Source organism: Methanohalobium sp. (genome assembly GCF_018609725.1).
Classification (GTDB): Archaea; Halobacteriota; Methanosarcinia; order Methanosarcinales; family Methanosarcinaceae; genus Methanohalobium.
This window is the reverse complement of the sequence record NZ_JAHENT010000024.1, coordinates 1-26,376: the sequence shown is the minus strand read 5'-3', so window position 1 is coordinate 26,376 and position 26,376 is coordinate 1. Positions and strand designations below refer to the sequence as shown.

Annotated in this window: 24 protein-coding genes, 2 tRNA genes and 1 pseudogene; 15 read left to right on the top strand and 12 right to left on the bottom strand. The window is 37.4% G+C overall.

All coding sequences use genetic code 11. The features are described 5' to 3' along the window. Positions 1–134: 134 nt before the first annotated feature. The 4 genes from QZ276_RS01400 to QZ276_RS01385 all read left to right on the top strand — a co-directional run bounded on the left by QZ276_RS01400 (position 135) and on the right by QZ276_RS01385 (position 7,485). Complete coding sequence (locus QZ276_RS01400; RefSeq protein WP_292484601.1) at positions 135–3,470, top strand: PAS domain S-box protein; 3,336 nt, start codon at positions 135–137, stop codon at positions 3,468–3,470. Continuing rightward, on the top strand, positions 3,467–6,187 hold the full coding sequence (locus QZ276_RS01395) for a DEAD/DEAH box helicase (protein ID WP_292484599.1): 2,721 nt from the start codon (positions 3,467–3,469) through the stop codon (positions 6,185–6,187). Before QZ276_RS01400 ends, QZ276_RS01395 begins: the two co-directional genes overlap by 4 nt. A gap of 62 nt (positions 6,188–6,249) precedes the next feature. Further along, positions 6,250–6,334 (top strand) — tRNA-Leu (locus tag QZ276_RS01390). A gap of 146 nt (positions 6,335–6,480) precedes the next feature. Continuing rightward, positions 6,481–7,485: a transposase gene (locus QZ276_RS01385; protein WP_292484598.1), complete on the top strand. Its 1,005-nt coding sequence runs from the start codon at positions 6,481–6,483 to the stop codon at positions 7,483–7,485. Positions 7,486–7,613: 128 nt separating this feature from the next. Here the strand turns inward: QZ276_RS01385 and dps are convergent, their stop codons facing one another. Together dps and QZ276_RS01375 are read right to left on the bottom strand one after the other, a co-directional pair. Continuing rightward, positions 7,614–8,168: a DNA protection during starvation protein gene (dps, locus tag QZ276_RS01380; protein WP_013195079.1), complete on the bottom strand. Its 555-nt coding sequence runs from the start codon at positions 8,166–8,168 to the stop codon at positions 7,614–7,616. A gap of 200 nt (positions 8,169–8,368) precedes the next feature. Beyond that, complete coding sequence (locus QZ276_RS01375; protein WP_292484596.1) at positions 8,369–9,190, bottom strand: ZIP family metal transporter; 822 nt, start codon at positions 9,188–9,190, stop codon at positions 8,369–8,371. Positions 9,191–9,896: 706 nt separating this feature from the next. On the opposite strand from QZ276_RS01375, the gene QZ276_RS01370 reads away from it, so the two are divergent. From QZ276_RS01370 to pyrI, 4 genes are all read left to right on the top strand, one after another. Further along, a complete protein-coding gene (locus tag QZ276_RS01370) occupies positions 9,897–10,688 on the top strand; it encodes an ABC transporter ATP-binding protein (protein WP_292484595.1) in 792 nt (263 codons plus the stop codon). Between the two features lie 30 nt (positions 10,689–10,718). Further along, a complete protein-coding gene (locus QZ276_RS01365; RefSeq protein ID WP_292484593.1) occupies positions 10,719–11,468 on the top strand; it encodes an ABC transporter permease in 750 nt (249 codons plus the stop codon). 264 nt (positions 11,469–11,732) lie between these two features. Then, positions 11,733–12,659 carry an aspartate carbamoyltransferase gene (gene pyrB, locus QZ276_RS01360; RefSeq protein ID WP_292484591.1) on the top strand — a complete coding sequence of 309 codons (927 nt, stop codon included), beginning with the start codon at positions 11,733–11,735 and terminating at the stop codon, positions 12,657–12,659. Beyond that, a complete protein-coding gene (gene pyrI, locus QZ276_RS01355; RefSeq protein ID WP_292484589.1) occupies positions 12,656–13,138 on the top strand; it encodes an aspartate carbamoyltransferase regulatory subunit in 483 nt (160 codons plus the stop codon). Before pyrB ends, pyrI begins: the two co-directional genes overlap by 4 nt. A 3-nt stretch (positions 13,139–13,141) precedes the next feature. Here pyrI and dapB read toward each other — a convergent pair whose 3' ends face one another. The 5 genes and pseudogenes from dapB to QZ276_RS01330 form a co-directional block, all read right to left on the bottom strand. After that, complete coding sequence (gene dapB, locus QZ276_RS01350) at positions 13,142–13,933, bottom strand: 4-hydroxy-tetrahydrodipicolinate reductase (protein WP_292484587.1); 792 nt, start codon at positions 13,931–13,933, stop codon at positions 13,142–13,144. Then, positions 13,930–14,805, bottom strand: a complete 876-nt coding sequence (dapA, locus tag QZ276_RS01345; protein ID WP_292484584.1) for a 4-hydroxy-tetrahydrodipicolinate synthase — start codon at positions 14,803–14,805, stop codon at positions 13,930–13,932. Before dapA ends, dapB begins: the two co-directional genes overlap by 4 nt. A gap of 19 nt (positions 14,806–14,824) precedes the next feature. Next, positions 14,825–15,025, bottom strand: coding sequence for a 30S ribosomal protein S17e (locus QZ276_RS01340; RefSeq protein ID WP_292484583.1), 201 nt, complete (start codon positions 15,023–15,025; stop codon positions 14,825–14,827). 173 nt (positions 15,026–15,198) lie between these two features. Next, positions 15,199–16,230 (bottom strand): annotated as a pseudogene (locus QZ276_RS01335) (RNA-guided endonuclease TnpB family protein); the annotation flags it as partial. A gap of 121 nt (positions 16,231–16,351) precedes the next feature. After that, positions 16,352–16,648, bottom strand: coding sequence for a hypothetical protein (locus tag QZ276_RS01330; RefSeq protein WP_292484625.1), 297 nt, complete (start codon positions 16,646–16,648; stop codon positions 16,352–16,354). Positions 16,649–16,764: 116 nt separating this feature from the next. Here QZ276_RS01330 and dinB point away from each other — a divergent pair, with 116 nt between their 5' ends. After that, positions 16,765–17,859 (top strand): DNA polymerase IV, encoded by a 1,095-nt coding sequence (gene dinB, locus QZ276_RS01325; RefSeq protein ID WP_292484580.1) that lies wholly within the window; start codon positions 16,765–16,767, stop codon positions 17,857–17,859. A 5-nt stretch (positions 17,860–17,864) separates the two neighbouring features. Here dinB and QZ276_RS01320 read toward each other — a convergent pair whose 3' ends face one another. The 4 genes from QZ276_RS01320 to QZ276_RS01305 all read right to left on the bottom strand — a co-directional run bounded on the left by QZ276_RS01320 (position 17,865) and on the right by QZ276_RS01305 (position 20,781). Then, on the bottom strand, positions 17,865–18,632 hold the full coding sequence (locus QZ276_RS01320) for a heparan-alpha-glucosaminide N-acetyltransferase (RefSeq protein WP_292484578.1): 768 nt from the start codon (positions 18,630–18,632) through the stop codon (positions 17,865–17,867). A 97-nt stretch (positions 18,633–18,729) separates the two neighbouring features. After that, entirely contained in the window at positions 18,730–19,149 is a 420-nt protein-coding gene (locus QZ276_RS01315) for a Zn-ribbon domain-containing protein (RefSeq protein WP_292484623.1), read from the bottom strand. A 48-nt stretch (positions 19,150–19,197) separates the two neighbouring features. Then, positions 19,198–20,061: an S-methyl-5'-thioadenosine phosphorylase gene (gene mtnP / locus QZ276_RS01310; protein WP_292484576.1), complete on the bottom strand. Its 864-nt coding sequence runs from the start codon at positions 20,059–20,061 to the stop codon at positions 19,198–19,200. Between the two features lie 15 nt (positions 20,062–20,076). Beyond that, the gene (locus QZ276_RS01305; protein ID WP_292484575.1) at positions 20,077–20,781 is read right to left on the bottom strand and encodes a phosphoribosyltransferase; all 705 of its coding nucleotides are present in this window, start codon (positions 20,779–20,781) and stop codon (positions 20,077–20,079) included. A 247-nt stretch (positions 20,782–21,028) separates the two neighbouring features. Here QZ276_RS01305 and QZ276_RS01300 point away from each other — a divergent pair. Both QZ276_RS01300 and QZ276_RS01295 read left to right on the top strand, forming a co-directional pair. After that, a tRNA-Met gene (locus QZ276_RS01300) sits at positions 21,029–21,103 on the top strand. A 97-nt stretch (positions 21,104–21,200) separates the two neighbouring features. After that, complete coding sequence (locus QZ276_RS01295) at positions 21,201–22,523, top strand: signal recognition particle protein Srp54 (RefSeq protein ID WP_292484573.1); 1,323 nt, start codon at positions 21,201–21,203, stop codon at positions 22,521–22,523. Positions 22,524–22,558: 35 nt separating this feature from the next. On the opposite strand, the gene QZ276_RS01290 is transcribed toward QZ276_RS01295, so the two are convergent. Next, complete coding sequence (locus QZ276_RS01290; protein ID WP_292484571.1) at positions 22,559–23,128, bottom strand: GMP synthase subunit A; 570 nt, start codon at positions 23,126–23,128, stop codon at positions 22,559–22,561. 172 nt (positions 23,129–23,300) lie between these two features. Here QZ276_RS01290 and QZ276_RS01285 point away from each other — a divergent pair, with 172 nt between their 5' ends. The 4 genes from QZ276_RS01285 to QZ276_RS01270 form a co-directional block, all read left to right on the top strand. Beyond that, positions 23,301–24,098 carry a 2-amino-3,7-dideoxy-D-threo-hept-6-ulosonate synthase gene (locus tag QZ276_RS01285; protein WP_292484569.1) on the top strand — a complete coding sequence of 266 codons (798 nt, stop codon included), beginning with the start codon at positions 23,301–23,303 and terminating at the stop codon, positions 24,096–24,098. 40 nt (positions 24,099–24,138) lie between these two features. Next, positions 24,139–25,284 (top strand): 3-dehydroquinate synthase II, encoded by a 1,146-nt coding sequence (locus QZ276_RS01280; RefSeq protein ID WP_292484567.1) that lies wholly within the window; start codon positions 24,139–24,141, stop codon positions 25,282–25,284. A gap of 22 nt (positions 25,285–25,306) precedes the next feature. Next, on the top strand, positions 25,307–26,008 hold the full coding sequence (gene aroD / locus QZ276_RS01275) for a type I 3-dehydroquinate dehydratase (protein ID WP_292484565.1): 702 nt from the start codon (positions 25,307–25,309) through the stop codon (positions 26,006–26,008). Continuing rightward, a partial coding sequence (locus QZ276_RS01270) for a shikimate dehydrogenase (protein ID WP_369334622.1) occupies positions 26,005–26,376 on the top strand: 372 nt, incomplete at its 3' end. The genes aroD and QZ276_RS01270, both read left to right, overlap by 4 nt.

Below are 26,376 nucleotides of genomic sequence, written 5' to 3'. Positions count from 1 at the left end.
CATAAATATTAATATAAATCATTATCCATAATTACTATATTCAGTAATTTTTGCTGTAATTTGTTATGTGTATTGGTTATTAACACTGATAATAACTAACCCACTCAAAACTACCTATATACCGGTAAAAGAATATGCAGGATGAAAACAAAACCAAAAAACAGCTAATATGGGAACTGGAAACGTTACGTGATCAGGTAAAACAACTCAAATCTCCTGATTCTGAATCATCCATTCCTTTTGATACTATTTTTGACGCAATACCTGATGTCATTGGAATCCAGAATACAGACCATGAAGTAATCTGTTATAATAAAGCAGGATATAAGTTCCTGAACGTTTCACCTGAAGAGGTAAAGGGTAAAAAATGTTTTGAGATTATTGGAAGGCAATCACCATGTGATATTTGTGCAACCAAAAACGTTTACAAAACTAAAAAACCGTCACAGGTTCAAAAATACTTCGACAGTATGGGGGTGTGGATTGATGTAAGAGCCTACCCTGTTCTGGATGAAAACGGCAAATTAACACAGGTTATAGAACACCTTCGGGACATCACCACAGAAAAACAAATGGAAAAAGAGCTTGAAAGTTCTCACAAAGAAATGGAAAAACGCGTAGTAGAGAGAACGCGCGAACTAAAACAGGAAAAAGACCTGATGAAAAAATACCTTGATGTTTCTGGTACCATTATACTGGTACTTGACTGTAATCAAAACATTACTCTTATCAACAACAAGGGTTGCGAAATCCTTGGTTATAACAAAAACGAAATTGTAGGAAGTAACATATTTGATTTTATACCTGAAAGGTATAAAAACGATATAAAATATGTTTCAGGAAAATTGTTAGAAGGGGATATTCAAACAACACAACGCTTTGAAAATCCAGTTTTGACCGGTACAGGTGAAGAGAGGGTTATATCATGGCACAATACCGTTCTAAAGGATGAAAATGGAAACATTACAGGTACTCTTAGTTCAGGTATAGATATTACAGAACGAAAACAGGCAGAGAAGAAACAAAAATATCTGAACCAAGTATTAAGAGCAATACGGAATGTAAACCAGCTCATAACCCATGAAAATGACCGCTCTCAGTTAATACAAAAAGCTTGTGAATCACTGGTTGAAACCCGAGGTTATCACAATGCATGGATAGCACTAATGGATGAAAACAGTGAATTCAACAATGTTGTACAGGCTGGAATGGGTAATGAATTTGCTTTTATAAAAGATAAGCTTAAAAACGGTGGATTGATTGATTGTGTACAAAAATCACTGAACCAATCTGATACTATAGTAGTAAAAGATCTAGTTTCTCCCTGTGTCAATTGTCCGCTTCCTGATGTGCATAAAGGTAACAGTTTGACCAGAAAACTGGAATACAATAACAGAACTTATGGAATTCTTTCTGTCACTGTTCCGTCTGAATACGGGAAAGATAAAGATGAATTGGAATTATTTGAAGAGCTTTCAAATGATTTGTCGTATGCTTTGTACAATCTGGAAATTGAAGACGAGAAAATAAAAGCTTATAACAAGATGCAGCAGTCTTTAAAACAATATCAGGATATTTTCAATGGTATGAACGATGCTGCCTTTGTTCATGACCTTGAAGGGAATTTTCTGGATGTAAACGATGTCGCAGTTCAAAGACTTGGATATTCCAGAGAAGAATTGCTTGCCATGGGACCCAAAGGTATTGATGATGAGACAAGCAAAACAAAAATTAAAACTCGCATCAATAGCATTCTTTATAATGGCCATTTTGCATTTGAAGCGGTACATGTAGCAAAAACCGGTAGAAAAATACCTGTGGCTATAAATTCCAGTCTGGTAGAGTATGAAGGTAAAGCCGCAATATTAAGCATTGCAAGGGACATCACAGACAGAAAGAAGATGGAAAAAGCGTTAAAGGAAAATGAAAAATTATATCGAAGGATTACCAACAACATGCTTGATCTTGTCAGCCAGACAGATGAAAATGGAGTGTTTGAATATGCAAGCCCATCACATGAATATGTCCTTGGATACAAACCGCAGTACCTAGTAGGTAAAAATGTATTTGATTATGTTCATCCAGAAGACCAGAACAAGTTGAAGCATCTTTTTTATAAATGTATAAATAACCAGAAATCTGCAACTGTAGAACATCGGTACCAGCATTCTGACGGTTACTATCTGTGGCTGGAAACTGTCGGCAATGTAGTCTACGATGAAGATGAAAATGATGTCAAGGCAATATTTGGCACTCGAAACATTACGGAACGCAAAAAGACTGAAGTTGCGTTAAAAGAAAGTGAGAAACGCTACAGAACTATTTTTGAAACAACTGGGTCTGCTACTGCTATTGCAGACGAAAATTCAACGTTTTTGCTTGTTAACAGGGAATTCGAAAAATTATCTGGATACTCCAAAGAAGAAATTGAAAAAAGGAAAAACTGGACTGATTTTATAGTTGAAGAGGATTTACCGTATCTTAAGGATAATTACTATAAACTGTTAACCAATCCCACATCAGTACCCAGAAAATACGAATTCAGGTTTATAGACAGAAATAACAACCAGAAATACATCAGTATGGCAGTAAATTCTATACCTGAAAGAAAAATCGCTATAGCTACACTTCTGGATATCACAGAACGCAAAAAAGCAGAAGAAACGCTAAGAATTTATTCTGAAAAACTGTCAAAAACAAACGAAGAGCTCAGAGAATTGGACAGGATGAAGGATGAGTTCATATCCAATTTGAGCCATGAATTAAGAACTCCAATCACATCTATTAAAGGTTTCAGTGAACTGATATACAATGAAAAAATGGGAGCCCTTAATGAAAAGCAAAAAGAAGGGATGGATAGTATTGTAAAAAGCTGCAATAGACTCAAGTGGTTAATAGAATCATTGCTTTATGTAAACAAATTACAGACAGAAAAAATCCAATATAAATTCAAGCCTGTTGATGTAGAAAAACTAATTGATGGTGTAATTTCAAACCTAAGTCTGCAGATTAAAGAAAAGAAAATTACAATTGAAAAATACGTAGATGGTAATCTTCCATATGTTAGCGGAGATAAAGATTATCTGATGCAGGTTCTGGTTCATCTTATTGATAATGCCCGCAAATTCACCTTATCAGGTGGGAAGATACAGATACATGCTTTTGGAGATAATGGCAGGAGTCCAGATAATTTTGTTCATTTAATTGTAAAAGATAACGGTATTGGAATCAAAAAAGAATCTATTCCCGATATCTTCAAACTGTTTTATCAACTTGATGGTTCAATGACCCGCAGATATGAAGGAACAGGCCTCGGGATGTATCTGTGCAACAAAACAATTGAAACCCATGGCGGATACATCTGGGTGGATAGTGAGGAAAATGCAGGTACTGATGTTCATATTAAACTACCTGCGATATACAATGTTAATACAAAAAGAAATTCAGTTAATAGTGGATTTTTGAAATGAGCATTATACACCAGATTGATAAAATAAAGTCATCCAGAGGATATCAGAACCAGATTGTACATATTGAAGATATACCTGCAAAAAAGCCAGAGTATAAAACCATTAAACTGAAACCACTGATAAATTATGGATTGGATAAAGCAGGAATAAATAACCTGTATAAACATCAGGTTGAGGCAATCGAGAATATAAGAGAAGGAAAAAATATAGTACTTTCGACAGGTACCGCAAGTGGAAAAACACTTTCTTATCTGATACCTGTTTTTGAATACCTTATGGATAACAATGATGCGACTGCAATATATGTCTCACCTTTGAATGCTCTTGTTAATGACCAGGTAAAAAAATTCCAGAATTTCAGGAATGAAACTGGACTTGATATAGATATAAGCAGGTTCATAGGTTCAATACCTGATGAAGAGAAAAAATCTGCAAAAAATAACTCGCGTATCATTTTTACTAACCCTGAAATGCTTCATATGAGCCTGCTTCAGTGGAAGCATCAATGGTTTAGAGTTCTTTCCAACCTGAAATACATTGTCCTTGATGAGAGCCATTATTACAGGGGAGTTCTTGGCAGTAATATGGCAAACCTTCTCAGAAGACTGGACCGTGTATGCAACTACTACGGTTCAAATCCACAATACATCTGCTGTACAGCAACAATAGGAAACCCTGAAGAACATACATCAAGTCTTACCGGAAAGGATGTCACCGTTATTGATAGTGATGGATCAAGTAACGGTCCGCAGAAATTTGTTTTCTGGAATCCTCCTCTTTTTATAAATAAGAAAGGTTTCAATGTCAGAAAAGCCAGTTTCTATGAATCTGTAAGGCTGTTTTCAACATTTGTACAGGACGGTTATCAATCTATAATTTTTACAAGGTCAAGACAAAAAGCTGAAAGAATGGCGTTATCTGCTAAAAAAGAACTTGAAACCCGTGGTTCTTCTGAAAAAGTATGTTCATACAGAGGAGGATATCACAAAGATGACAGAGAAAATATTGAAAAACAATTGTCTGAGGGTACACTTAGAGGTGTAATCTCAACCAATGCGCTTGAGCTTGGTATTGACATCGGCGGACTTGATGTATGTGTCCTTGATGGTTATCCAGGGACAGTGATGAATACTAAACAGCAGGCAGGAAGAGCCGGTCGTGGAGATAATGAAAGTGCGGTTTTCATGGTAGCAGGACCTGATGCTCTTGACCAGTATTACATGAGGAATCCTGGTAAATTTTTCAGGAAAAACATTGAAAAAGCTGTTATTAATGTATCAAATCCGTATATACAGGAAGGTCATATCCTTTGTGCTGCTAAAGAAATACCACTAAGAGAAAAAGAAGAAATGTATTTTGGATCTGAATTCCACAGTATTGTGCAGTCACTTGAAAACCAGAAAATGATTACAGAAAAAGAACCAAAATCATCACTAATTCCCCAGCCTCATATGGATGTCTCCATCCGTAATATAAGCAAGCATGGATATACTATAGTACTGACCAGTGGTAATAAAAGAAAAACCCTTGAAAAAGATATACAAAGTTCACAGGCATTCAGGGAAGCTTTTGAAGAGTCAATATATTTGAGCCAAGGAACTCCGTACATTGTCACTGAAATGAATCATGAAAATGGTGAAATTTATGTTCAGGAAACCCGAGCTGACTACTATACCAAACCATTAATTGATTCAGAAATATCTGTAAAAGAAGTTTATGAAAACAGCTCTCTTAGTACATCAAATGATATAACAATCGGATACGGCAGTGTTGAAGTAGAAGAACAGGTGACTGGGTACAAAAAGTTCCAGCAGTATAGTGAAGAAGAACTGGGAGAATATTCACTTGACATGCCAAAGACAACCCTTGAAACCGAATCTTTATGGATGGAATTGCCTGAAAAGTTTAAAGAACTTGTAAACAATTGCGACCTTGATTTTGACGGGGGTATTCATGCTGTAGAGCACGGTATGATTGCAATGTATCCTATTCACCTTCTGGCGGACAGGAATGATGTTGGAGGTCTTTCAAAATCCAACCATTCTGATATCGGAGGTAAAAGTGGTATATTCATTTATGACGGGCATAATGGAGGAGTGGGTTATGCCGAAAACGGATACCATAAGCTCATTGAGATGCTGGATGTTACCTTAAATGCTATCGAGAATTGCCCTTGTAACGATGGATGTCCAAGCTGTATCCAGTCTCCAAAATGTGGTAACAATAACAGCCCCCTTGATAAACATGCAGCTATAATGATTCTTCGTGAAATGCTTGCAAAACCCAGATACACTCCACCCAAAAAATCAAAATCTGGAACAAAACCTCTGGATAAATTCGGCAACAGTAAATTAATATCTTCAGCTGAATGGATTAAGAAGGGTAGGGTTTTTGGAAAAGAGAAAAAACACAAAAATGCTTGTGAATGCTTTGACAATGCTTTACAACTCGAGCCAGATAACGCCAATGCCCTCTATGATAAGGCGAAAGCCTGTTTCCATTTAAGAATGTATGAACAATCTTCAGAATGTATTAATAAAGTTCTGGAAATGGGTTATAACACGGCAAATCTTAGAAAATTAAATGGTATCAATCTTATCAATCTCGGAAAATATCAAGCAGCCCTTGATGAATTCAATAAAGCACTAAAACTTGACCCTGACAATCCCAAAATTCAAAAACTCAAATCCGACATTGAAAAACAACTGAGTGGATAATTAAAACTAAAATAAATCCGTAACGTTAATATGTAGGGATACATTGTATATGTACCTCAGGCGCGGGAGTTGCCGAGCCAGGTCAAAGGCGCTGGATTTAGGGTCCAGTCTCGAAGGAGTACGTGCGTTCGAATCGCACCTCCCGCACTAAAATAGATTACGAAAGTGGGGCAACAGGGGTACGTGAAAGCCAACGGTTTCTAACCGTTGGATGAAACAACCCCGTTGGTCATTGATTTTTCACCATAATTTTTTTTATATCAGCCCGTATCTTTTAACAGAGGCGATGGTATTTGATACTAACTTATAAAATCAAACATAATCGGGATTTCTCTGATGAGCTTGCAAAAGCTAAGCAAGTAGCTGAATATGGTATCAAATATCGTACCCGTTCGTCTAAAGATGTCAAGCATATCGGATTAAATTCGGCTATTTCCAATCAGATTCTCAAGAAATACGCTAATGACAAAACCGCTAAAAAGGTAACCAGTGTTAAACTGACAATACCTAACCAAAAAATCGAACTTAGAAGAAACGAAAGAACAATAAGAATAATACCTTTAAATTTAACTCTGAAATACCATTTCCCTGATAATTTTGAAAAAATCAACCAGATTGAAGTCGGTGAGAAATATGTCTATGTGTCAGTGACCGTACCTGAAAGAGAGCAAATCGAACCGGATAATTATCTAGGTGTCGATTTGAACACAACCGGACATATAGCTGTGATGTCAAATCCAAAGACTGGTAAAATCTGGAAACTGGGCAAAAAAGCACTACATACACATCTGAAATATAAAAACAACCGCAAGAAGCTACAGCTCAAAGGGAAATACAAGAAGGTTAAACAGGTCAAGGACAGAGAATCAAGGATTGTCAGGGATTTGAACCATAAAATCAGTTCCAAGATAGTGGAAACCGCAGCTTCCAATAACAGTGGTATCAGGATGGAGAACCTGAAAGGTATAAGGGATTCTGCGAGATGTAAAAAATCGTTCAAATACTCCCTGCACAGCTGGTCGTTCTATCAACTGCAATTTATGTTGGAATACAAAGCCAGGCTGCTTGGAGTCAAAATTGAATTTATAAATCCTGAATATACCTCGCAGGATTGCAGTAGATGCGGTTATCTGGGTATTAGAAACGGTGATGCGTTCGAGTGTCCTCATTGTGGGCACGTTGATCATGCGGACGCAAACGCGGCGTTCAATATAGCTATGCGCTCCGGTGATCAATGCGGTGCAGACAGAGATGCATCGTACGGGAGTACTGGCGCCCCGCAAGTTGCAACGGTGTAATGCCCACCGACCACAAAACCCAACGGATTTATCCGTGGGAGTACGTCAGGTTATGGAGTTATCCGTACATAAAGGAAAATGATTTTTAAAGAAAAGGGTCTGATGGCATCAGACCGCCCCTATATTAATTATTCATGGAATTTGGATACATATGGTGAGTTTTTACCTGCAGGACGTCTAAAGTGTCCTGATGGACCTTCACCAAGGAATTCCGCAAACCATGCCTCGTGCTGTACTTCCTCGTGAAGAATAGCAAGTGCCAGGTCATAGGTTCGGTGGTCTTTACCAGCTGTCATATTGCATATATGGGTATACTGACGTACTGCACATCTTTCAGCTTCTACCAGCACTTTAAGTATTTCCTGTACGTCATTTGGGTTTTCAGGAAGATATGCTGGTGGACACCCTGATATATCGTGGAACTCTTTCATGTCATTTGGTATTTCACCACCAAGTTCATAAATCCTTGGAAGCAGGGCTTCAAAGTGGTTTCTGTCCTCTATACGTGCATCCTCTGCAATCTCTTTTATACCCTCACCATCCAGTCCTATTAAATTGAACCTTAATAGCGTATAATAGTAGAACGTTGTAAATTCTGCTGCTGCATTTTTAACAAGTAAATCAACTAATTTATCGACATCCACTCCTGCTTTTTCAACTACTTCTCTAGCTACTTTTGCCATTTATTATATCCCCCTATATACAGGTATTAACTAACCAGAAAGAAAATATCTTTCTTTAAAAGGGCCGTAAAGGGAATCTGAACTTGATACATATTAAATGATTATCCAGAACCCCACAACTACATCTGTCTTTTATGAATCAAATCCATATATAATTTTTCCTGATAAATCATTATAATTAAGAAAATATAATCAAAGAGTCAACCAAATGCTACGTCCAGAACCATCATCAATGAAAATCCCACCATAGAACCCATTGTTGCAAGTGGTGCGTTTCCTCCCCTCTGAGATTCGGGAATCATTTCTTCTACAACTACAAAAATCATAGCTCCTGCCGCAAATGCGAGTGCGTAGGGTAATAGTGGACGAACCAGAATCACAAGAGCTGCACCCACTACACTGGCTACAGGTTCCACTATCGCTGATGATTGTCCATAGAGAAAACTTTTGAGACTGGACATCCCATCTCTTCTGAGCGGAACTGAAACCACTGTCCCTTCAGGAAGGTTCTGGATGCCTATACCTATGGTTAGAGCCATTGCTCCTGATAATGTAGCATAGGGGTATCCTCCACCTGCTACTGCACCGAATGCAACACCTATTGCAAGTCCTTCGGGTATATTATGAAGAGTTACAGCAAGAACCAGCAAAGTACTGCGTTTCCATGGTTTTTTTATTCCTTCACTTGCATTCCTTGATCTACCATATTGAAGATGGGGTAATAGTTTATCTATAATACGCAAAAAAAGCCCTCCAAGAAGAAAACCTACCATAGCCGGAAACCAAGGCAGTTGACCGTTTTGCAATGACATTTCTATAGAAGGGGCAAGTAATGACCAGTAACTGGCGGCAATCATTACACCTGCCGCAAAACCCAGCATTATATCCATTATCAATCTGTCTACATCCCGGATAAGAAAAACCGCAGATGCACCGGTAAGGGTCATCAACCATGTAAAAACCCCTGCAAATAGTGCCTGCAATACTGGGTGCATATACTGTAATAATGATAGGTCAACCAATAGATATATCCCCCTCTCCTATTCCCAATAATTGAAAGGAATTAAATGTGTTATATAAACTATTAGGATTTAAGATTCTGGTCAATTCCAAAAATAATTAACAACTTCCATTCTTAAATAAAATATGCTACTGATATACAAATTCCAAAATTTTTGTTATTCTGTAAACCAAAATAATTCGGTAGTTTATATACACTGATTAACTGTTTTCTTCTATAGATTGGCCTATAGAAAAAGTAATTAAAATTTATCTGCATGCTGTTTTTATGGTCAACCATTTAAAAATGTGATTACTTTCACACTGCTTGGCTCTTGTTTAAATATTAAGAAGTCATATTGGGGTATTGGTGATAGAAATGGACGAATACTTCGAGGAATTGTTCCAGAGAGCCAAATACTATGAGCAGTTCGAGGAAATAGACAGAAAAATATACCTGAAATAATTATGATATGAGGCTGGCCAATCATTTATCCCCTCTCTTTCCCTCTACCAGCCTCTTTTATAATATTAACTGTTCTCTGTATCTTCCAGCAGGGATATTACAACATTTATATTCACGTATGATAAAATAGGTATTTTGTTGGCAATCGCCGTTTTTTCCTCTATATGAATTTTCATGTATACCTTTTTTCTACTTTAGCCTGTTAATTCCAATTATGTAACAACCAATGTTACAACAAATTTAATATCATCTTTATTGCTTAGATGAAGCAGAAAATAAAACTACATATAATTTCATTAATCAAGAGGCTGGATAAAGTGAATGCAATTGAAGTTGACTCTTTAACAAAAATATATAAAAAATTTACAGCAGTTGATAATATTACATTCAATGTCAATGAAGGAGAAATTTTTGCATTTCTGGGGCCTAATGGAGCTGGTAAGACAACTTCACTTAAAATCCTAACAACCATACTCCAGCCTACATCAGGAAATATCAGAGTGAACGGATACGATGTTCTGCACAAGAAAAATGATGTAAGAAAATCCATAGGTGTTATCTTCCAGAGCAACAGCCTTGATGAAAAATTGACTGCATATGAAAATATGGAATATCATGCAGTGCTTTACAGACTTCCCAAAAAAGAAATTAAAGGACGGGTGAACAAACTACTTGAAAATGTTGAACTTCTGGATAGAAAAGATGATCTTATCAAAACCTTTTCTGGCGGGATGAAACGCAGAATCGAAATTGCAAGAGGACTTATCCACACTCCACAGGTGCTTTTTCTTGATGAGCCCACACTTGGACTGGATGCACATACAAGAGCGTTTATGTGGGAATATATAAGAAATTTAAAAGAAAATAACAACCTTACCGTATTTCTAACAACACATAATCTGGACGAGGCTGAAAAAATAGCTGACCGCATAGCCATAATAGACAAAGGTAAGATACAGACAATTGGAACTTTTGAACAAATTAAAGAAATAACAGGGGTTGATACCTTGGAACAGGCGTTCTTGAAACTTACAGGACATGAAATCCGGCGTTAACTATATTTTATAGATTTTATAGGTATAAACATGCTTGGCCCAATACGCATCATGTGGATGAGACAAATAAAAGAGTACTGGAGATCAAAACCAAGGCTTATAGCTTCAATTGCCCAACCAACTATATTCCTTATGGCTCTCGGGTTTGGACTTGGACCAGTATTCCAACAAGCAGGTGGAGGAGATTATGTTCAATTCCTTACACCGGGAATACTGGGTATGGCACTTTTGTTTGGGTCAGTATTTAACGGGGTCTCTATATTATGGGACAAACAATTTGGTTTTTTAAAAGAAAGTCTCGTTGCACCCGTCCCCCGTATATCTCTATTAATCGGACATTCCATAGGTGGAGCCACTACTGCAGTGTTCCAGGGTATCGTGTTGCTACCTGTAAGTTATTTTATAGGATTCAGATTAGATAGTCTGTTATTTATACCATTGATAATACTGTTTATGTTTTTAATCTCATTTTTATTTTCACTGCTTGGAATATCAATGGGTGCTAAACTGGATGACCCTGAAGCTTTTCCATTGATAATCAACCTTGTGATAATACCAATATTCTTCCTGTCTGGTGCACTCTTTCCGATAAATAACCTTCCTGATTTTGTTACCCCAATGGCAAAACTCAATCCACTATCCTACGGTGTCGATGGATTAAGAGGTACCATGATAGGTAGCTCTGATTTTGGAATAGTTACTGATATAGGTATTTTACTGGTAGTTACGTTTATACTTCTGGTAATAAGCAATTACCTTTTCGAAAAATTAGAAACCTGAACCATAAGAATGTTATAATGATGCAGATAATTAATACTGACATACTCCAACCAAAAATTGGATAATTACTTATTTTTTTTATAAATGAAAAATATATATTAAATAATTTCGATTTGCATCAAAATCTAAATTAGATTTTATGTATAGAATGTAAAAACTGAATTTGTATAAACTAAAAAACGTATTAAATTTTAATTGAACCGATTTTCATCCCAGATTTAATCAGCAAAAAATATATTCCATGTCGTTGTTCTGGATAAACGGATGAGATTCAAAGACTTTGACACAATCTCAATGAAAGACTTTTCAAGGGATATGATAGACCATATCCTTGATACTGCAGATAAACTTGAACCCATCGCAAAAAATGAAGAAAAATCCGACATTCTGAACGGAAAAATTCTGGCAGTCCTCTTTTTTGAACCCAGTACAAGAACAAGGATGTCCTTTGAAACCGCCATAAAAAGGCTTAACGGTGATGTATTAAGCCTTGGTGCTGTTGATGCAAGCTCTATTACAAAAGGCGAAAATCTCGCAGATACAATACGTGTGATAGAGGGATACGCTGACGGGATAATACTGAGACATCCTAAAGAAGGTTCTGCAAAAATGGCAGCTGAAATGACATCAACACCTGTCATAAATGCAGGTGATGGTGCGGGACACCACCCTACCCAGACATTTCTTGATTTATACACCATGCGGAGAGAGAGCCGACTGGAAGGTGTCAAAATAGCTATTGCAGGAGACCTTAAATACGGACGCACTGTCCATTCCCTCTGTTATGCGTTATCTCATTACAACGCCGACATAACACTGGTATCTCCAAAAGAGCTCAGAATGCCCCGTGAAATAATAAGAGATCTCAAAAACCGAGGTATAGAAGTAAAGCAGACTGATTCTATGGAAGATGCGATACAGGATGTGGATGTACTCTATGTTACAAGAATCCAAAAAGAGCGCTTCCCTGACCCTGCAGAATATCAGAGAGTATCAACCAGTTTACAGATTACAACTGAACTCCTTAAGAATGCAAATCCCGATTTAAAAATCATGCATCCACTTCCCAGAGTAAACGAAATTGATTCTGGTGTGGACTTTACATCTCACGCATGTTATTTCAAACAATCATTTTACGGTGTCCCTGTCAGGATGGCGTTACTGTCGCTTATAATGGGGTGTATAGAATGACTATCGAAAACTCTAATGAGAAACATGAAATCAGAGTTCAGCCTATTGAAAACGGCACTGTTATAGACCATATAACTGCAGGTCAGGCGTTAAATGTTCTCAAAATAATCGGAAAACCCGGTACATCTGAAGGAATCATGAGTGTGCTCATAAATGCACCGAGTTCACACGGAAAAAAAGATGTTATAAAAATTGAAGGTCGCGAAATTAATGCACAGGAATTTGATAAAATAGCATTAATTGCACCAAATGCTACCATCAATATCATACGTAATTTCAAAGTAGCAAGTAAAAAACAGGTCCAGATACCAGAACATATCGAGGGTGTAGTTAAATGTGTAAACCCTAATTGTATCACAAACAGTAATGAACCCATCAAATCAAATTTTACCGTAAACAACGAAAACAGGTATGTTTTCCTCAGATGTGATTACTGTGAAAGAATCATATCTGAAAACATTGCGGATAACCTGCTTTAAAAATTAAAAACCGAGTACATCTTCCATGGTGTAGATTCCAGGTTTTGCCCCTGTAATCCACCGGGCGGCTTTTATTGCTCCACCTGCAAACGCCTGTCTTGAACCTGCCTGATGCTTAATTTCCATGCGTTCACCTTCTCCTGCAAAAAGAACAGTATGTTCACCCACTATATCTCCACCGCGGATAGCATGTATTCCTATTTCATCACCGCGCGGTGCATGCCCCTGACGACCATATACATATTTTTTGCCGCCAAGTGTTTCACTTATAACATCTGCTGCTTTTAAAGCAGTTCCACTTGGAGCATCTTTTTTATTATTGTGATGTGCTTCAAGTACCTCAACATCATAATCGGATAAATACCTGGACATTTCTTTTATCATCTTAAAAAATACATTTACACCAACTGAATAATTAGGCGCTATGACTGCAGAGTTGTTATTTTTCATGATGAACTGCTCAATGGTATACCTCTGCTCTTCGGTAAAACCAGTGGTACCAATAACCAGATTAACACCATTTTCAGATGCAGCAGTCACATTCTGAACGGTGGCATCAGGAGCTGTAAAATCAATCATAACATCAGTATTTGTATCAGCAAGTATATCACCCATGTTTTCAGGATCTGATATGGGCACACCAACTGTTCCTACTCCTGATAACTCTCCTGCATCATTCCCGATATTGAAGATATCAAAAGCAGCTGATAATTCAAAATCATCAGAATTTACAATGTTGTCAATTAACATCTTTCCCATGCGTCCATAAGCACCGGATATTGCTGCTTTTATCATTTAAGACACCCCATATTTTTGAGAGCATCTGTTAAAATATGCTCGTTATCATTATTAAGCTGTGCAAGCGGTAAACGAAGGTGTCCACCGGCAAGTCCTACCAGTTCAGCGGCACGTTTAACTGGTATTGGATTGGTTTCCGTAAACATTGCACGTATAAGTGGAGCAATCTCGTAATGAACCTGTCTTGCGGTTTTGATATCATTTTCCCGAGCTGCATTGACAAGTTTTACCATTTTATCAGGTATGATATTGGCAGTAACTGAAATTACCCCTTCTCCACCTATCGACAGAATTGGAAGTGTTAACGGATCTTCTCCGGAAATTACAGTAAAATTTTCATTAGCTGTATTTTCAATCATTTGCGACATTTTAGCAAGGTCACCGCATGCGTCTTTAATTGCCACAATGTTGTCCACTTTTGAAAGTTGTTGTATAACTTCCAGAGGCATATCCTGTCCTGTTCGTGAAGGTACATTGTACAATATTATTGGAATATCCACATTTTCTGCTACTGTCTTGAAATGATTTATAAGACCAGCGTTATTGGGTTTGTTGTAATATGGAGAAATTAGAAGCGCTCCATCTGCTCCTGCACCTTCTGCAAATCTTGTAAGTTCCAATGCTTCTGCTGTGTTATTGGAACCAGTACCAGCAACAACCGGTACATTTGCACATTCAACTGCTATATCTATCAGTTCTTTATGCTCTGATGTTGACAGTGTTGCAGATTCACCTGTAGTCCCACAGGTAACTACACCCGACACACCACCCTTTTCAACATAACTGATATTGTCTTTGAACCCCTGTATATTAACAGAATCATCTTCATTAAAAGGAGTGATAAGAGCCGGCATGACACCTTCAAACATAGTATCACTACTTAAACCTTTATTCAGTAATAGTAGTTTTGAGTGACATTCGCCGGGTGATATAACCAGCCACACGGTTTCTGATGACCTTGCTTTTGATTGTACTGTATTTTGTTACAAGGTGTTTATTCTTTTCAAACTCTTTTGTAAATACATTTTGGTAGTCGTTAATTAAACGTTCTGATATGTTTTTGATGTTGGTCTGTCTTATATTTCCCATGTATATCTCTCCTTGCTGTTTATAAAATAATTTTTTACAGGTTTTTCAAATCTTGCCGTATTGGTAACCATTATTTGCATTTATACCTTTTGGGTGAATTACTCCTCCCTTTTGGGAGGAGCTTCCTGTTTCATAGTTTGTTCTAAGGAACACAACTCCACAGGCACTACCCCTCATCCCGAAGGTGAAATTAGGTTTTGTCTATCTAAACCAAACTTTTTAATGTTAACTGATGCGTTGATGTCTCTATCATGTTCAGTTTTGCAGTCAGGACATGCCCATTCTCTGTCTCTAAGTTCCAAATCCTGATGATAATATCCACATACATGACAGATTTTGCTTGATGGGTCGAATCGCAATATCTTGATAATATTTTTACCATACCATTCTGCTTTATATTCCAATTTCTGTACAAAACTACTCCAAGAGGCATCAGTTATATGTTGTGCAAGATTTTGATTTTTCAGCAGTCCTTTAACATTCAAAGTTTCCAGTGCTACAGCTTGGTTCTCGCTTATCAACCTGGAACTTAACTTATGCTGGAAATCTTTTCTCTGGTTGCTAATCTTCTCATGATACTTGGCTATCTGGTGTTTCAGTTTTCTGTAATTTTCAATCGAATTTTTCAGGTATCTTGGGTTATCGATTTTTTCACCGTTAGATGTGACAGCGAAATCCTTGATGCCTACATCAATTCCAACAGTATTATTTTCGTCGAATTGCTGTTTTTGTGGTAACTCTTTTTCATCGTCGACTAAAATACTGATATAGTGTTTTCCTGTCGGTGTTCTTTTTATAGTTGCGGTTTTACCATTACCTTCAAACCTTCTATGTAACTTGATTTTTATCCAGCCGATTTTAGGTGTGTATATTTTATTATTTTCAAAATCGACTTTATAATACTGAGGCACAGAAAACGACTGTACTGGGTTTTTCTTGGATTTAAACTTTGGAAAACCAGATTTTTCTCTGAAAAACTTGTTGAAAGCGTTTTCCAGATTAAGAGTAGCCCCATGCAATGATTGTGAGTTAATCTCTTTCAACCATTCATAGTAATCTTTTAATACTCTTATCTGTTTATTCAACTCAAATCTTGATACAGCTTTACCATCCTGCTCATAAGATTTGATCTTGTTTTCCAGAGCCCAGTTATATATGAACCTACAAGCTCCTATGTGTTTTGTAATTAACTCCTGTTGAGATTGATTGGATTACAGTTTTATTTATCTTTATTTATATGTTATAGTAAATGTAATTCGAGAGTGTATATTGCATTCATCTCCCAGCTTCGTAGGGAGTTTTCTGCGATATTTAGGATAAATCGAATCATTGATTATCGATGTCGGTTTTTCCCAGGAACCTATCCAAAGTACCTGCATTCTGAAATACCTTTTCCCTTACTCCTTTACGGTTTATAAAAAGCCCTATAAGAACAAGTAAAAGACCTATACTTGGATTTGCCAGTGTCAATATCGCTCCAAGCAGTGTAGCAAACATTGCTGCAATACCTTTCATTGCACCTTTCCTGTAGGATTGATACCTTGTTCTTTTATATATACGAATATCACGCAGTGTGAGGAAAATTACTACGATATAGGCGGTTATTGCTATTAGCAGGTACATCATTCAATTATTATCCTCTGGATTTATATCGTTTTAACTAACACTATATGGGATTTAAATATTTTTGTTTGAATGAATAATAAAAAATATCAATTAACGATTTTAATTGTCAAATTATGGATGATACATCAAACGGTATTAAATTCCACATAGATATGGACAGTTTTTATTCTTCTGTGGAAGTTAGAGAAAACCCCGAACTTCAGGGGTTTCCTGTAATTGTTGGTTCCGACCCGAAAAATGGCACAGGAAGAGGAGTTGTAAGTACATGTTCGTATGAGGCAAGAAAATACGGAATCGGTTCAGCAATGCCTGTATCAAAGGCCTACAGACTATGCCCCCATGCTGTATTCCTTCCTGTTAACATGGAACTCTATAAACAGGTATCATCCAGAGTTATGAATATAATTAAAAAATTTTCTGATAAATTCGAACAGGTTAGCGTTGATGAAGCATATCTTGAAATTGGAAAAACAGTTGGAAATTATGATGAGGCTTCCAGATATGCGCAACGGATAAAAGATGAAATCTACAATTATGAAAAACTTACATGCTCCATTGGCATCGCCCCTAACAAAACAATAGCAAAAATAGCCTCTGATTATAACAAACCTGACGGTTTAACCGCTATTAAACCTGAGGAAGTCGAAAACTTTCTATCACCACTTCCGGTTTCCAAGATACCAGGTGTTGGTAAAAAGACAAATGAAGCACTGGATAATCTGGGTATGAAAACCATCAGGGATCTTAAAAATTTTGATGTCCAGGTACTGATAGGAAAGTTTGGTAAATCCGGTCTTCGTATATATCAACTTGCAAAGGGAATCGATAACAGAGAAGTAGAGGAGCAAACTGAAGTAAAATCTATAAGTAAAGAAGATACTTTCGATGAGGACATCGCCGACCCTATAACCGCCGAAGAAATCATCGATATACTCAGTGATGAGGTTCACAATTCACTGGTTAAAAAGAAATATCTGTTCAAAACAGTAACCCTAAAATTGAGATTGGATGACTTTACAACATGTACAAGGTCAAAGACATTTGTATCTTATAGATCAGAAGCAAGTGTTATTAAAAAAGAAAGCAAAGAATTGATGAATCAGTTTATAAAAAACAACGGAAGTTGCAAATTCCGTTTACTTGGCGTTGAGGTATCAAAACTTTTCAAAATAAAAGACGGTCAGACCATGATTACTGACTTTTTTTAATCAAGTTAAATGGTTATCGTACTTGTACCCAAAAATCCGAGCAAGTATAGGATAATAATCAAAAACGGCTGATGGATGAGATATATAAAAAGAGAATATCTTCCCATCAAACAAAACATATTTATCGGAAAGTTGCGGGACAGGTCCATAATACTAAATTTTCGGGTGTAGTTGGGGTATAAGAGGTTTCCTGTAAATATGCCTATAAGAATTACACCAAACCATGGGAAAAGCGGGAAATAATCAAATGTATAAAATCCTTCAGGCACAAAACCAAGCCACAAAAGCCACGGAAAATCAACACTGAATGTCTGTAGATACGAACCCAGAAATATAAATAAAAGTCCAAGCAACAGATTCATTGATTTAAAACGCAAAAATGGATATGCCAGAATAATTGAGATACCTATGAAATGAAGAATTCCAAAAACAATTACTCCTTGACCGATAAATATCCATGTGATAAGCGTTAAAAGTAAACCCCAACCAAATATCCTCAAACCTCTCTTGATGTATTTGGGATACAAATTCCAGACATTTTCAGCGTATTTTTTTGTTCGGGATACACTTATTGTCAGAGATATACCAACAAGCAAAATAAAAATTATCGCTGCACTTCTTCCCATAAACAGTAAAAAACCAGAATGCGGATTAAAATCATAGCCTCCAAAATAGTTCAGGTCATAAAGAAAATGAAATACAACCATCAGGATGATTCCAATTCCGCGAAAAAAATCAAGTTCCCAGAATCGTTCAGATGGTCTGTTATTCATTCGATTCTCCGTGGAATACTTAAATTTTTAAGATTGTTTACATGAATGGATAATAAACTGAATTTGAAAAGAGGTGCCAGAGAGGTTTTAAAAGAAGTTATTTTTTCTTTTTATCAAACACCGATGGAAGATGGAGTGCGTAGGTTCCGTTTTCTTTTATCGCCATAATGATTTCTTTTCGTTCCATTATGGAACTTAAGTTCAATTCATAGGAACCGGGACCCAGTATCCTAACAGATTCCACTCTGTCATCATCCTGCATCAAACTTGATTTTTGTAATTTACTGGTTTTGGTTCCCAGTACCTCATTAACCTCTCTGACCAATTTTTCATCATTTGTAGATTCTGGTGCTTTATTATCTATAGAGGGTTGTTCCTCGTTGGCTATTGATGTATCTGCTTGCGACTCATTACTTACATATAGGAACTTGTTCCATCCACAATTGGGACATCCGTTTAATATTACCGAATTACCATCTTCAAAAATTTGTTCACATTTGGTACATTTGTGAGGCATCCATTCACCTATTTTTATTATGGATGTATACATATATTTAAATATTGGTCATTCTTCCAGATACTTCCCAATCAGAGGTTCAAGTTTGCGTTTTGTATCATAAGGTATCATGTTACGGTTTGTAATTATTGAGCCTTCAAGAGCATCTTTGCATACACAGTCCCTTTCAAGTGGTATTTTTTCAATAGCATCGATTACAATATCCTTTACTGCGTCCACATTCTTTCTGGTGTTTTCAACCACTGTGGCAATATCTACGTCCTGTTCTTTCCACACATCGTAATCAGTTACTGTAGCAATCATTGTGTAACAGATTTCAGCTTCTCTTGCAAGTTTTACTTCAGGCAACGCAGTCATACCGATAACATCAAAACCAAGGGATTGATACACACTGGATTCCGCCCGGGTAGAAAACTGAGGTCCCTCTATACAGACATATGTACCACTATCATGTACATTGTAACCCTTTGAACGAGCTATATCGGTTATTGTTTCGGACAGTTCCGGGCAGAATGGGTCGGCAAATCCTGCATGTACTACAATACCTTCCTCAAAAAATGTGCTGGTTCTTGATTTTGTTCTATCGTATATCTGGTCTGGTATCACAAGGTCCAGTGGTGATATTTCATTCTTCAAACTCCCCACTGCAGATGCTGATATTATACGTTTTACTCCCAATTTTTTCAGTGCAAATATATTGGCTCTGGAATTCAATTGAGTGGGTGATATACGATGTCCTGCATCATGACGCGGCAGGAAACAGACTGTTCTGTCTCCATATTCACCTATTGTAATTTCATCGGATGGTTTACCAAACGGTGTATCTATATCAACCTGCCTTACATTGTCAAACCAGCTCAGGTCATAAATACCACTGCCGCCGATTATTGCTATGTCTGCTTTTTCATCCATATGCATACCTCATTATTATTCTACAGGTTTCCATACTGTTTTACCATCAGACTGCTTAGATGTGACTTTTCCCTGTCGCTCCATCTCATCCATAATCTCATTTAGGCGACCCGGCTGTGCTATTTCAAAAGAAATGGGCTCGATTGAATAATATTTGTAAAGACCGCTCTTTAATGTGTTTACATCCCAAAACTGTTCATTTTTGTCTTTCATGAGAGTTGAAATGATATTAATCATATCTTCCATAAAGTTCCAGGGGAACACTATCCATGCCCATTCATCAATGTATTCACTCCAATAATCTGGCTCCACTTGGGATGTGTACAGATATTGTAGTGTGGCGGTTTTTACTTCTTTGGGATTCTGTTCAAGGACATGTTCCTTTGCATATTTCATACTCTCGCCGGTATCAATGATATCATCTACAATTAAAACATCTTTATCCTCTACTGCATCTGAAGATATAGGATATTTAATCTGGGCTCCTTCACCGGATATAGCTGCAGTACCGGTATAATGCTCCACTTTTAGGCTTGTAAGGTCATCAAGTCCGAGAAAATCACATAATACGCGCCCTGCGAACCATCCTCCACGAGCAAGAGCAATTATTATATCGGGATGAAAATCTGATTTTTTTATCTCGGTGGATACGTCCCTGCAAAGATTGTAGATATATTCCCAGTTTGTTATAACGCATTTGAATTTATCATTTGATTCCAAATAAAAATCTCCTTTATATTTGATAATTATATTTAGATGATTTTTAGGCCTGTTAACAATACTGATTTTATATTTTCACCAACATATTTTATATTTATTTATTTGATTTTGCTACTTAAATGAATATTAACATATTTAACCATTAATAATAGTCCTGTATAGTACGCTAATGACCTATGCAGACGTAAGTTTTATAAATAAAGAAACCATTGGGATGGTCTGCTTACTTCACTCACAAACAAAATATAGCGGGGTGGGGTAGCCAGGAGATCCCGACGGGCTCATAACCCGTAGATCGGTGGTTCGAATCCATCCCCCGCTACTCAATTACTTTTTTTATATTGGTTTTTTCAAAAGATTAATAAAACTGTACAGGTTTTAATGTAATAATAAAGAAACTTCATGGGGACGATTTTTAAATGGTGATGGACAAACTTGGAAGTTCCTTGCAGGACGCCCTTAAAAAACTGGTGAATACAGGGCGTATTGATGAAAAAAGCGTAAATGATGTAGTAAAAGATATTCAGAGGGCTTTACTGCAGGCTGATGTTAACGTACAACTTGTTATGAATATGTCAAAACAGATTAAAGAGCGTGCCCTCAAGGAAGAAGTGCCCTCCGGGATGAACCCCAGAGAACATGTCATCAGAATTGTTTATCAGGAACTTATAAACATCATAGGAGAAGGTACTGAAATAAACCTTGAACCCCAAACCATAATGATGATAGGTTTGCAAGGTAGTGGTAAAACCACCACAACCTCAAAACTTTCAAGATACTTCCAGAAAAAAGGACTAAAACCCGCCGTGATCTGTGCTGATACATTCAGACCCGGTGCATATCACCAGTTAAAATCGTTATGTGATAAAAACAGCATCCCTTTTTATGGTGAAGAAGGGAATGAAGATTCACTCGGTATTGTAGAGAGAGGGATGGATAAACTTGGAAAATACGATGTACTGATTATAGATACAGCCGGCCGTCACTCTCTCGAACAGGACCTTATTGAAGAGATGGAACAAATAAATTCCATCGCAAAACCGGATAAAAAATTGCTGGTTCTTGATGCTGCTATAGGACAGCAGGCAAGTGAACAGGCAAGAGCCTTTAATGAATCAATAGGCATATCAGGTGTTGTCATTACAAAACTTGATGGTACTGCAAAAGGTGGAGGAGCTCTCTCTGCAGTATCTGAAACGAATTCATCTATTGCATTCATAGGTGTTGGCGAGACGAGTGGTGACCTTGAAAAATTTGAACCCGACCGTTTTATATCCCGTTTGCTTGGAATGGGTGACATTCGAAGCCTTATAGAAAAAGCTGAAGAGTCATTGAGTGAAGATGAACTTGATGTTGAATCGATGATGCAGGGCCGGTTTACACTAAAAGATATGTACAAACAGCTTGAAGCTGTAAACAAAATGGGACCCCTTAAACAGGTTATGCAGATGATGCCCGGCGGAATGGGGCAAAACATATCCGAAGAACAATTCCAAGTCACCAGTGAAAAGTTATCACGCTACAGAATCATAATGGATTCAATGACAGAAGACGAAATGGACGACCCTAAACTCATCGGAAGTTCCCGTATCAAAAGAATATCAAGAGGTTCTGGAAGCAAACCCGATGATGTAAGGGAGCTTCTGAAATATCACAAAACAATGCAAAACGCCATGAAAAATTTCCGCGGTGCAGGGAAATTTAATATGAAAAAGATGATGAAAAAGTTTGGAATGCAGTAATTAGTATTCCAGGCTTGGTTTGATATTTTTAATATTTAGTAATTATCACAGGTTTCAAGGAAATTCAGGAACAGTTCTTCTCCTTTTTCTGTATGTGCTACTTCTGGGTGCCACTGTACTCCATATATAGGTCTTTCTGGATGTTTCATGGCTTCGGTTTCACAGTATTGTGAGCGTGCAAGTTTAAGGAAATTGTCAGGCATCCGGGTTACCTCATCTGCATGAGATGCCCATGTGGAGATACTGGAACCAAATCCCTTTAAAATATCGTTCTCTTCGATTATTTCCACATCTATGGATGCATAACCACCATGATTTCCAGTACCGTACTCACCACCGAATGTCTTTGCTATAAGCTGATGCCCGAGACATATTCCAAGAATAGGCACATCAATATTTTCCACATATTCTCTACAGTTGCCAATTCTATCCATTGTGGGTCCTCCACTTAAAATCAGACCTTGTGGCTCTTCTTCAAGGATGTCATCCACTGAGAGGGTATTTGATACAATTTTTGTATCCATATCAAGGTCTCTAACTGTTCGATGGATAAGATGGCAGAATTGTCCGTGGTTATTTACAACAAGAATCTTTAATTCTTCCATGATATTTGTTCCAGAGGTAATGGTGATTTATTAATTTTATGCTGGTTATTTTCATTTGAAACTACAGAAAAATTTTAAATATTAAAACCGTGTTATAGTGTGACATAGTATCATGGAAAGAGTTAGTAAATTTAATTGACATGATAAAATAAATGGAGAACAGGGATTAGAAATGACTGAAATTGGCAAAAATATACGAATTGAAAGGATAATGGACAGAGAGAGCAGAAACATGGTCATTATACCAATGGATCATGGTATAACCGTTGGACCCATAAAAGGACTATCAAATATCAGTGACTCGATAAACAAAGTTGCAGAAGGCGGTGCAAATGCAGTCCTGATGCAAAAAGGAATGGTTACCCACGGACATAGAGGATATGGACTTGACGTAGGACTTATAGTACATATGAGTGCTTCCACATCACTTGGACCTGACCCTAATGATAAAGTTCTTACATGCACTGTAGAAGAAGCTGTTAAAATGGGTGCGGATGCTGTGTCCATACACGTAAACATCGGTTCTGAAACCGAAGCCGACCAGTTGAAAAAGCTGGGACATGTCGCCAAACAGTGCGATAGATGGGGTATACCACTTTTGTCCATGATGTATCCAAGAGGTAAAAACATTCAGAATTCAAATGACCCTGAACTGGTTGCTCATGTTGCAAGGGTAGGAGCTGAACTCGGTTCTGATGTTATAAAAACAAACTATACCGGTGACCCAGAATCATTCAAAGATGTTGTTAAAGGATGCCCAGTACCAGTAATAACCGCAGGTGGACCCAAAACTGAAACCGACCGTGAGTTCCTGGAAATGATACGCGGTTCCATGGAAGCCGGTGCAAGAGGTGTTGCTATAGGGAGAAATACATTCCAGCATGATGACCCTGTCAATATGACAAGAGCCATAACTGAGATAGTGCATAAAAACAAATCAGTAGATGAAGCACTGGAAATGCTCAAATGATTTCGAAAATATAAAATCAGTTTAAATCCATAGGCCAATCATGAGCGATAAAAACAAATCCATCTGGATAAAAGCGGATAAAGGCAACTGGGAAAACCGTAAAAACAAGGTTATCAACGGACTTGAATCCGGTGCAGATTGTGTGCTTGTCAATTCTGAAGATGTTGACAAGGTCAGGAAACTGGGTAATATTAATGTTGCAGCGTTTGGTGATTCAACATCAGATGCTGATATAGTGGTTGTCGGAAAAGGAGGAGAAGGAGACGGTACAAAACCACTACCATCTGATTTTTCAGGTTCATGGGACATAACAACCATAAACCAGCTTAAAGAGAAAGGTAAAAAAGTTGCAGGTTATGTGGTAATCAAAAACAAAGATTACGAAAATTTTGCAGTGGAACTGGGTGAAATCTGCGACTATGTTATCACCATCGGAATAGACTGGCAGGTAATACCGCTTGAAAATCTGATTGCAAAACTTCAGGATAAAGAGGTTCAGATAATATCAGGAGTGAAAACTTCTGAAGAAGCAAATATTGCTCTGGAAACTCTTGAACACGGTTCTGACGGGGTACTTCTTGATTCGGATGATCCGAACACAATCAAAGAAACTATAGGAATTGCTGAAAAATCAGAAATTTCAAAGACCGAACTTACACCCGCAGTAATAACCCGAATAGAACCGGTTGGTATGGGCGATAGAGTATGTGTGGACACATGTAACCTGATGCAGAGAGGAGAAGGGATGCTTGTTGGTTCACAAGCAAAAGGTCTTTTCCTTGTTCATTCAGAATCTGAAGAGAGTCCCTATGTTGCTTCACGTCCATTCAGGGTTAATGCCGGTGCAGTTCATGCCTATGTACAGGTAGGTGAAAAAACCAGATATCTATCAGAACTTGAATCGGGCGATGAAGTTACTATTGTAGATGCTGACGGAAAACAAAAAACAGGTATTGTTGGCAGAGTAAAAATAGAAAGAAGACCCCTGATGCTTGTAGAAGCTGAAGCAGACGGTGCGGTTCTAAGAACAATTCTGCAAAATGCTGAAACCATAAAACTTGTGGACAGTGATAAAAACCCGGTTTCAGTTTCTGACCTGAAAAAAGGTGATGAAGTACTTGTACATCTTGAAAAAGGTGCAAGACATTTTGGTACCAAAGTAAACGAAACTATCATTGAAAAATAATACTGTAGATGGGGTCTAATGAATGGGGGAATCTATAGGAGAAATAAATCTGCAAAATAAAACAGGTGTTGTTGCATCTATAAGCGATGACCCTGTGAATTCATCAATAGCTGCAAATCAACTTGGATCTGATATACTGGAACTCAGGTTTGATTTGCTGGGTATTCAAACACCTGAAGACGCATGGAACATCATAGAAAAAGTTAGGAACAAAGTAAATTTGCCTTTTATCGCAACTTTAAGGTCTGGACAAGAAGGAGGTGATTGGCAGGGTACAGAAAAGGACAGGATTAAACTTCTTCTGGACATCATCCCTTCTGTAGATGCTGTGGATATTGAACTGTCAGCACCCGAAAAAGACTGGATAATAAAAAGTGCCGCAAATACCGATGTGAATGTTATTGTTTCATCTCATTGTTTTACATCCACTCCTTCTGTTAAAGAGATGAGAACAATACTTGACAACTGCCATAACAGTGGTGCAGATATTGCTAAACTGGCAGTTATGCCGAAATCATTACAGGATGTTTTAAACCTATTACAGGTCACCTCTGACTCAACAAAACCCATATCTACCATTGCCATGGGTGAAATTGGAAAACATTCAAGGATAATATCTCCTTGTTATGGTTCTGTTCTAACTTATGGTTCTGTTACAAGTGCTGTTGCCCCCGGACAACTGAGAGTTGATAAACTAAAAGAATTCATGGAGCTGGTTTTATGAAAACTGTTTTTGGTGTTTTTGGTGACCCGGTGGAACATTCTCTATCCCCAGATATGCATAATGCTGCATTTTCAGAACTTGGAACGGATAGTATATATCATGCGTTCAGAGTTGACAAAAAATCGCTTGAATACGCTCTTAATGGAGCCAGTGCTATGGGTTTTGGTGGAGTAAATATTACTGTACCCTTGAAACAGGAAGCGATTAAATTTGTTAATACCGACCCGTTAGCTTCCAGAATCGGTGCAGTTAATACAATCGATTTCAGGAATGAAAATGAGATGATTGGTTATAACACCGATGGAGTTGGAGCCAGACGTGCAATTGCAGATGCTGGCGTGGACATAAAAAACAAAAAAATACTAATT

What these genes read in the sequence shown, in the direction of transcription:
- QZ276_RS01400 (WP_292484601.1), top strand. Translation starts at nt 135, where the DNA reads ATGCAGGATGAAAACAAAACCAAAAAACAGCTAATATGGGAACTGGAA.
- QZ276_RS01395 (WP_292484599.1), top strand. Translation starts at nt 3,467, where the DNA reads ATGAGCATTATACACCAGATTGATAAAATAAAGTCATCCAGAGGATAT.
- dps (WP_013195079.1), bottom strand. Translation starts at nt 8,168, where the DNA reads ATGGCAAAAGTAGCTAGAGAAGTAGTTGAAAAAGCAGGAGTGGATGTC.
- QZ276_RS01370 (WP_292484595.1), top strand. Translation starts at nt 9,897, where the DNA reads ATGAAGCAGAAAATAAAACTACATATAATTTCATTAATCAAGAGGCTG.
- QZ276_RS01365 (WP_292484593.1), top strand. Translation starts at nt 10,719, where the DNA reads ATGCTTGGCCCAATACGCATCATGTGGATGAGACAAATAAAAGAGTAC.
- pyrB (WP_292484591.1), top strand. Translation starts at nt 11,733, where the DNA reads ATGAGATTCAAAGACTTTGACACAATCTCAATGAAAGACTTTTCAAGG.
- pyrI (WP_292484589.1), top strand. Translation starts at nt 12,656, where the DNA reads ATGACTATCGAAAACTCTAATGAGAAACATGAAATCAGAGTTCAGCCT.
- dapB (WP_292484587.1), bottom strand. Translation starts at nt 13,933, where the DNA reads ATGATAAAAGCAGCAATATCCGGTGCTTATGGACGCATGGGAAAGATG.
- dapA (WP_292484584.1), bottom strand. Translation starts at nt 14,805, where the DNA reads ATGTTTGAAGGTGTCATGCCGGCTCTTATCACTCCTTTTAATGAAGAT.
- QZ276_RS01340 (WP_292484583.1), bottom strand. Translation starts at nt 15,025, where the DNA reads ATGGGAAATATAAGACAGACCAACATCAAAAACATATCAGAACGTTTA.
- QZ276_RS01330 (WP_292484625.1), bottom strand. Translation starts at nt 16,648, where the DNA reads ATGTACCTGCTAATAGCAATAACCGCCTATATCGTAGTAATTTTCCTC.
- dinB (WP_292484580.1), top strand. Translation starts at nt 16,765, where the DNA reads ATGGATGATACATCAAACGGTATTAAATTCCACATAGATATGGACAGT.
- QZ276_RS01320 (WP_292484578.1), bottom strand. Translation starts at nt 18,632, where the DNA reads ATGAATAACAGACCATCTGAACGATTCTGGGAACTTGATTTTTTTCGC.
- QZ276_RS01315 (WP_292484623.1), bottom strand. Translation starts at nt 19,149, where the DNA reads ATGCCTCACAAATGTACCAAATGTGAACAAATTTTTGAAGATGGTAAT.
- mtnP (WP_292484576.1), bottom strand. Translation starts at nt 20,061, where the DNA reads ATGGATGAAAAAGCAGACATAGCAATAATCGGCGGCAGTGGTATTTAT.
- QZ276_RS01295 (WP_292484573.1), top strand. Translation starts at nt 21,201, where the DNA reads ATGGTGATGGACAAACTTGGAAGTTCCTTGCAGGACGCCCTTAAAAAA.
- QZ276_RS01290 (WP_292484571.1), bottom strand. Translation starts at nt 23,128, where the DNA reads ATGGAAGAATTAAAGATTCTTGTTGTAAATAACCACGGACAATTCTGC.
- QZ276_RS01285 (WP_292484569.1), top strand. Translation starts at nt 23,301, where the DNA reads ATGACTGAAATTGGCAAAAATATACGAATTGAAAGGATAATGGACAGA.
- QZ276_RS01280 (WP_292484567.1), top strand. Translation starts at nt 24,139, where the DNA reads ATGAGCGATAAAAACAAATCCATCTGGATAAAAGCGGATAAAGGCAAC.
- aroD (WP_292484565.1), top strand. Translation starts at nt 25,307, where the DNA reads ATGGGGGAATCTATAGGAGAAATAAATCTGCAAAATAAAACAGGTGTT.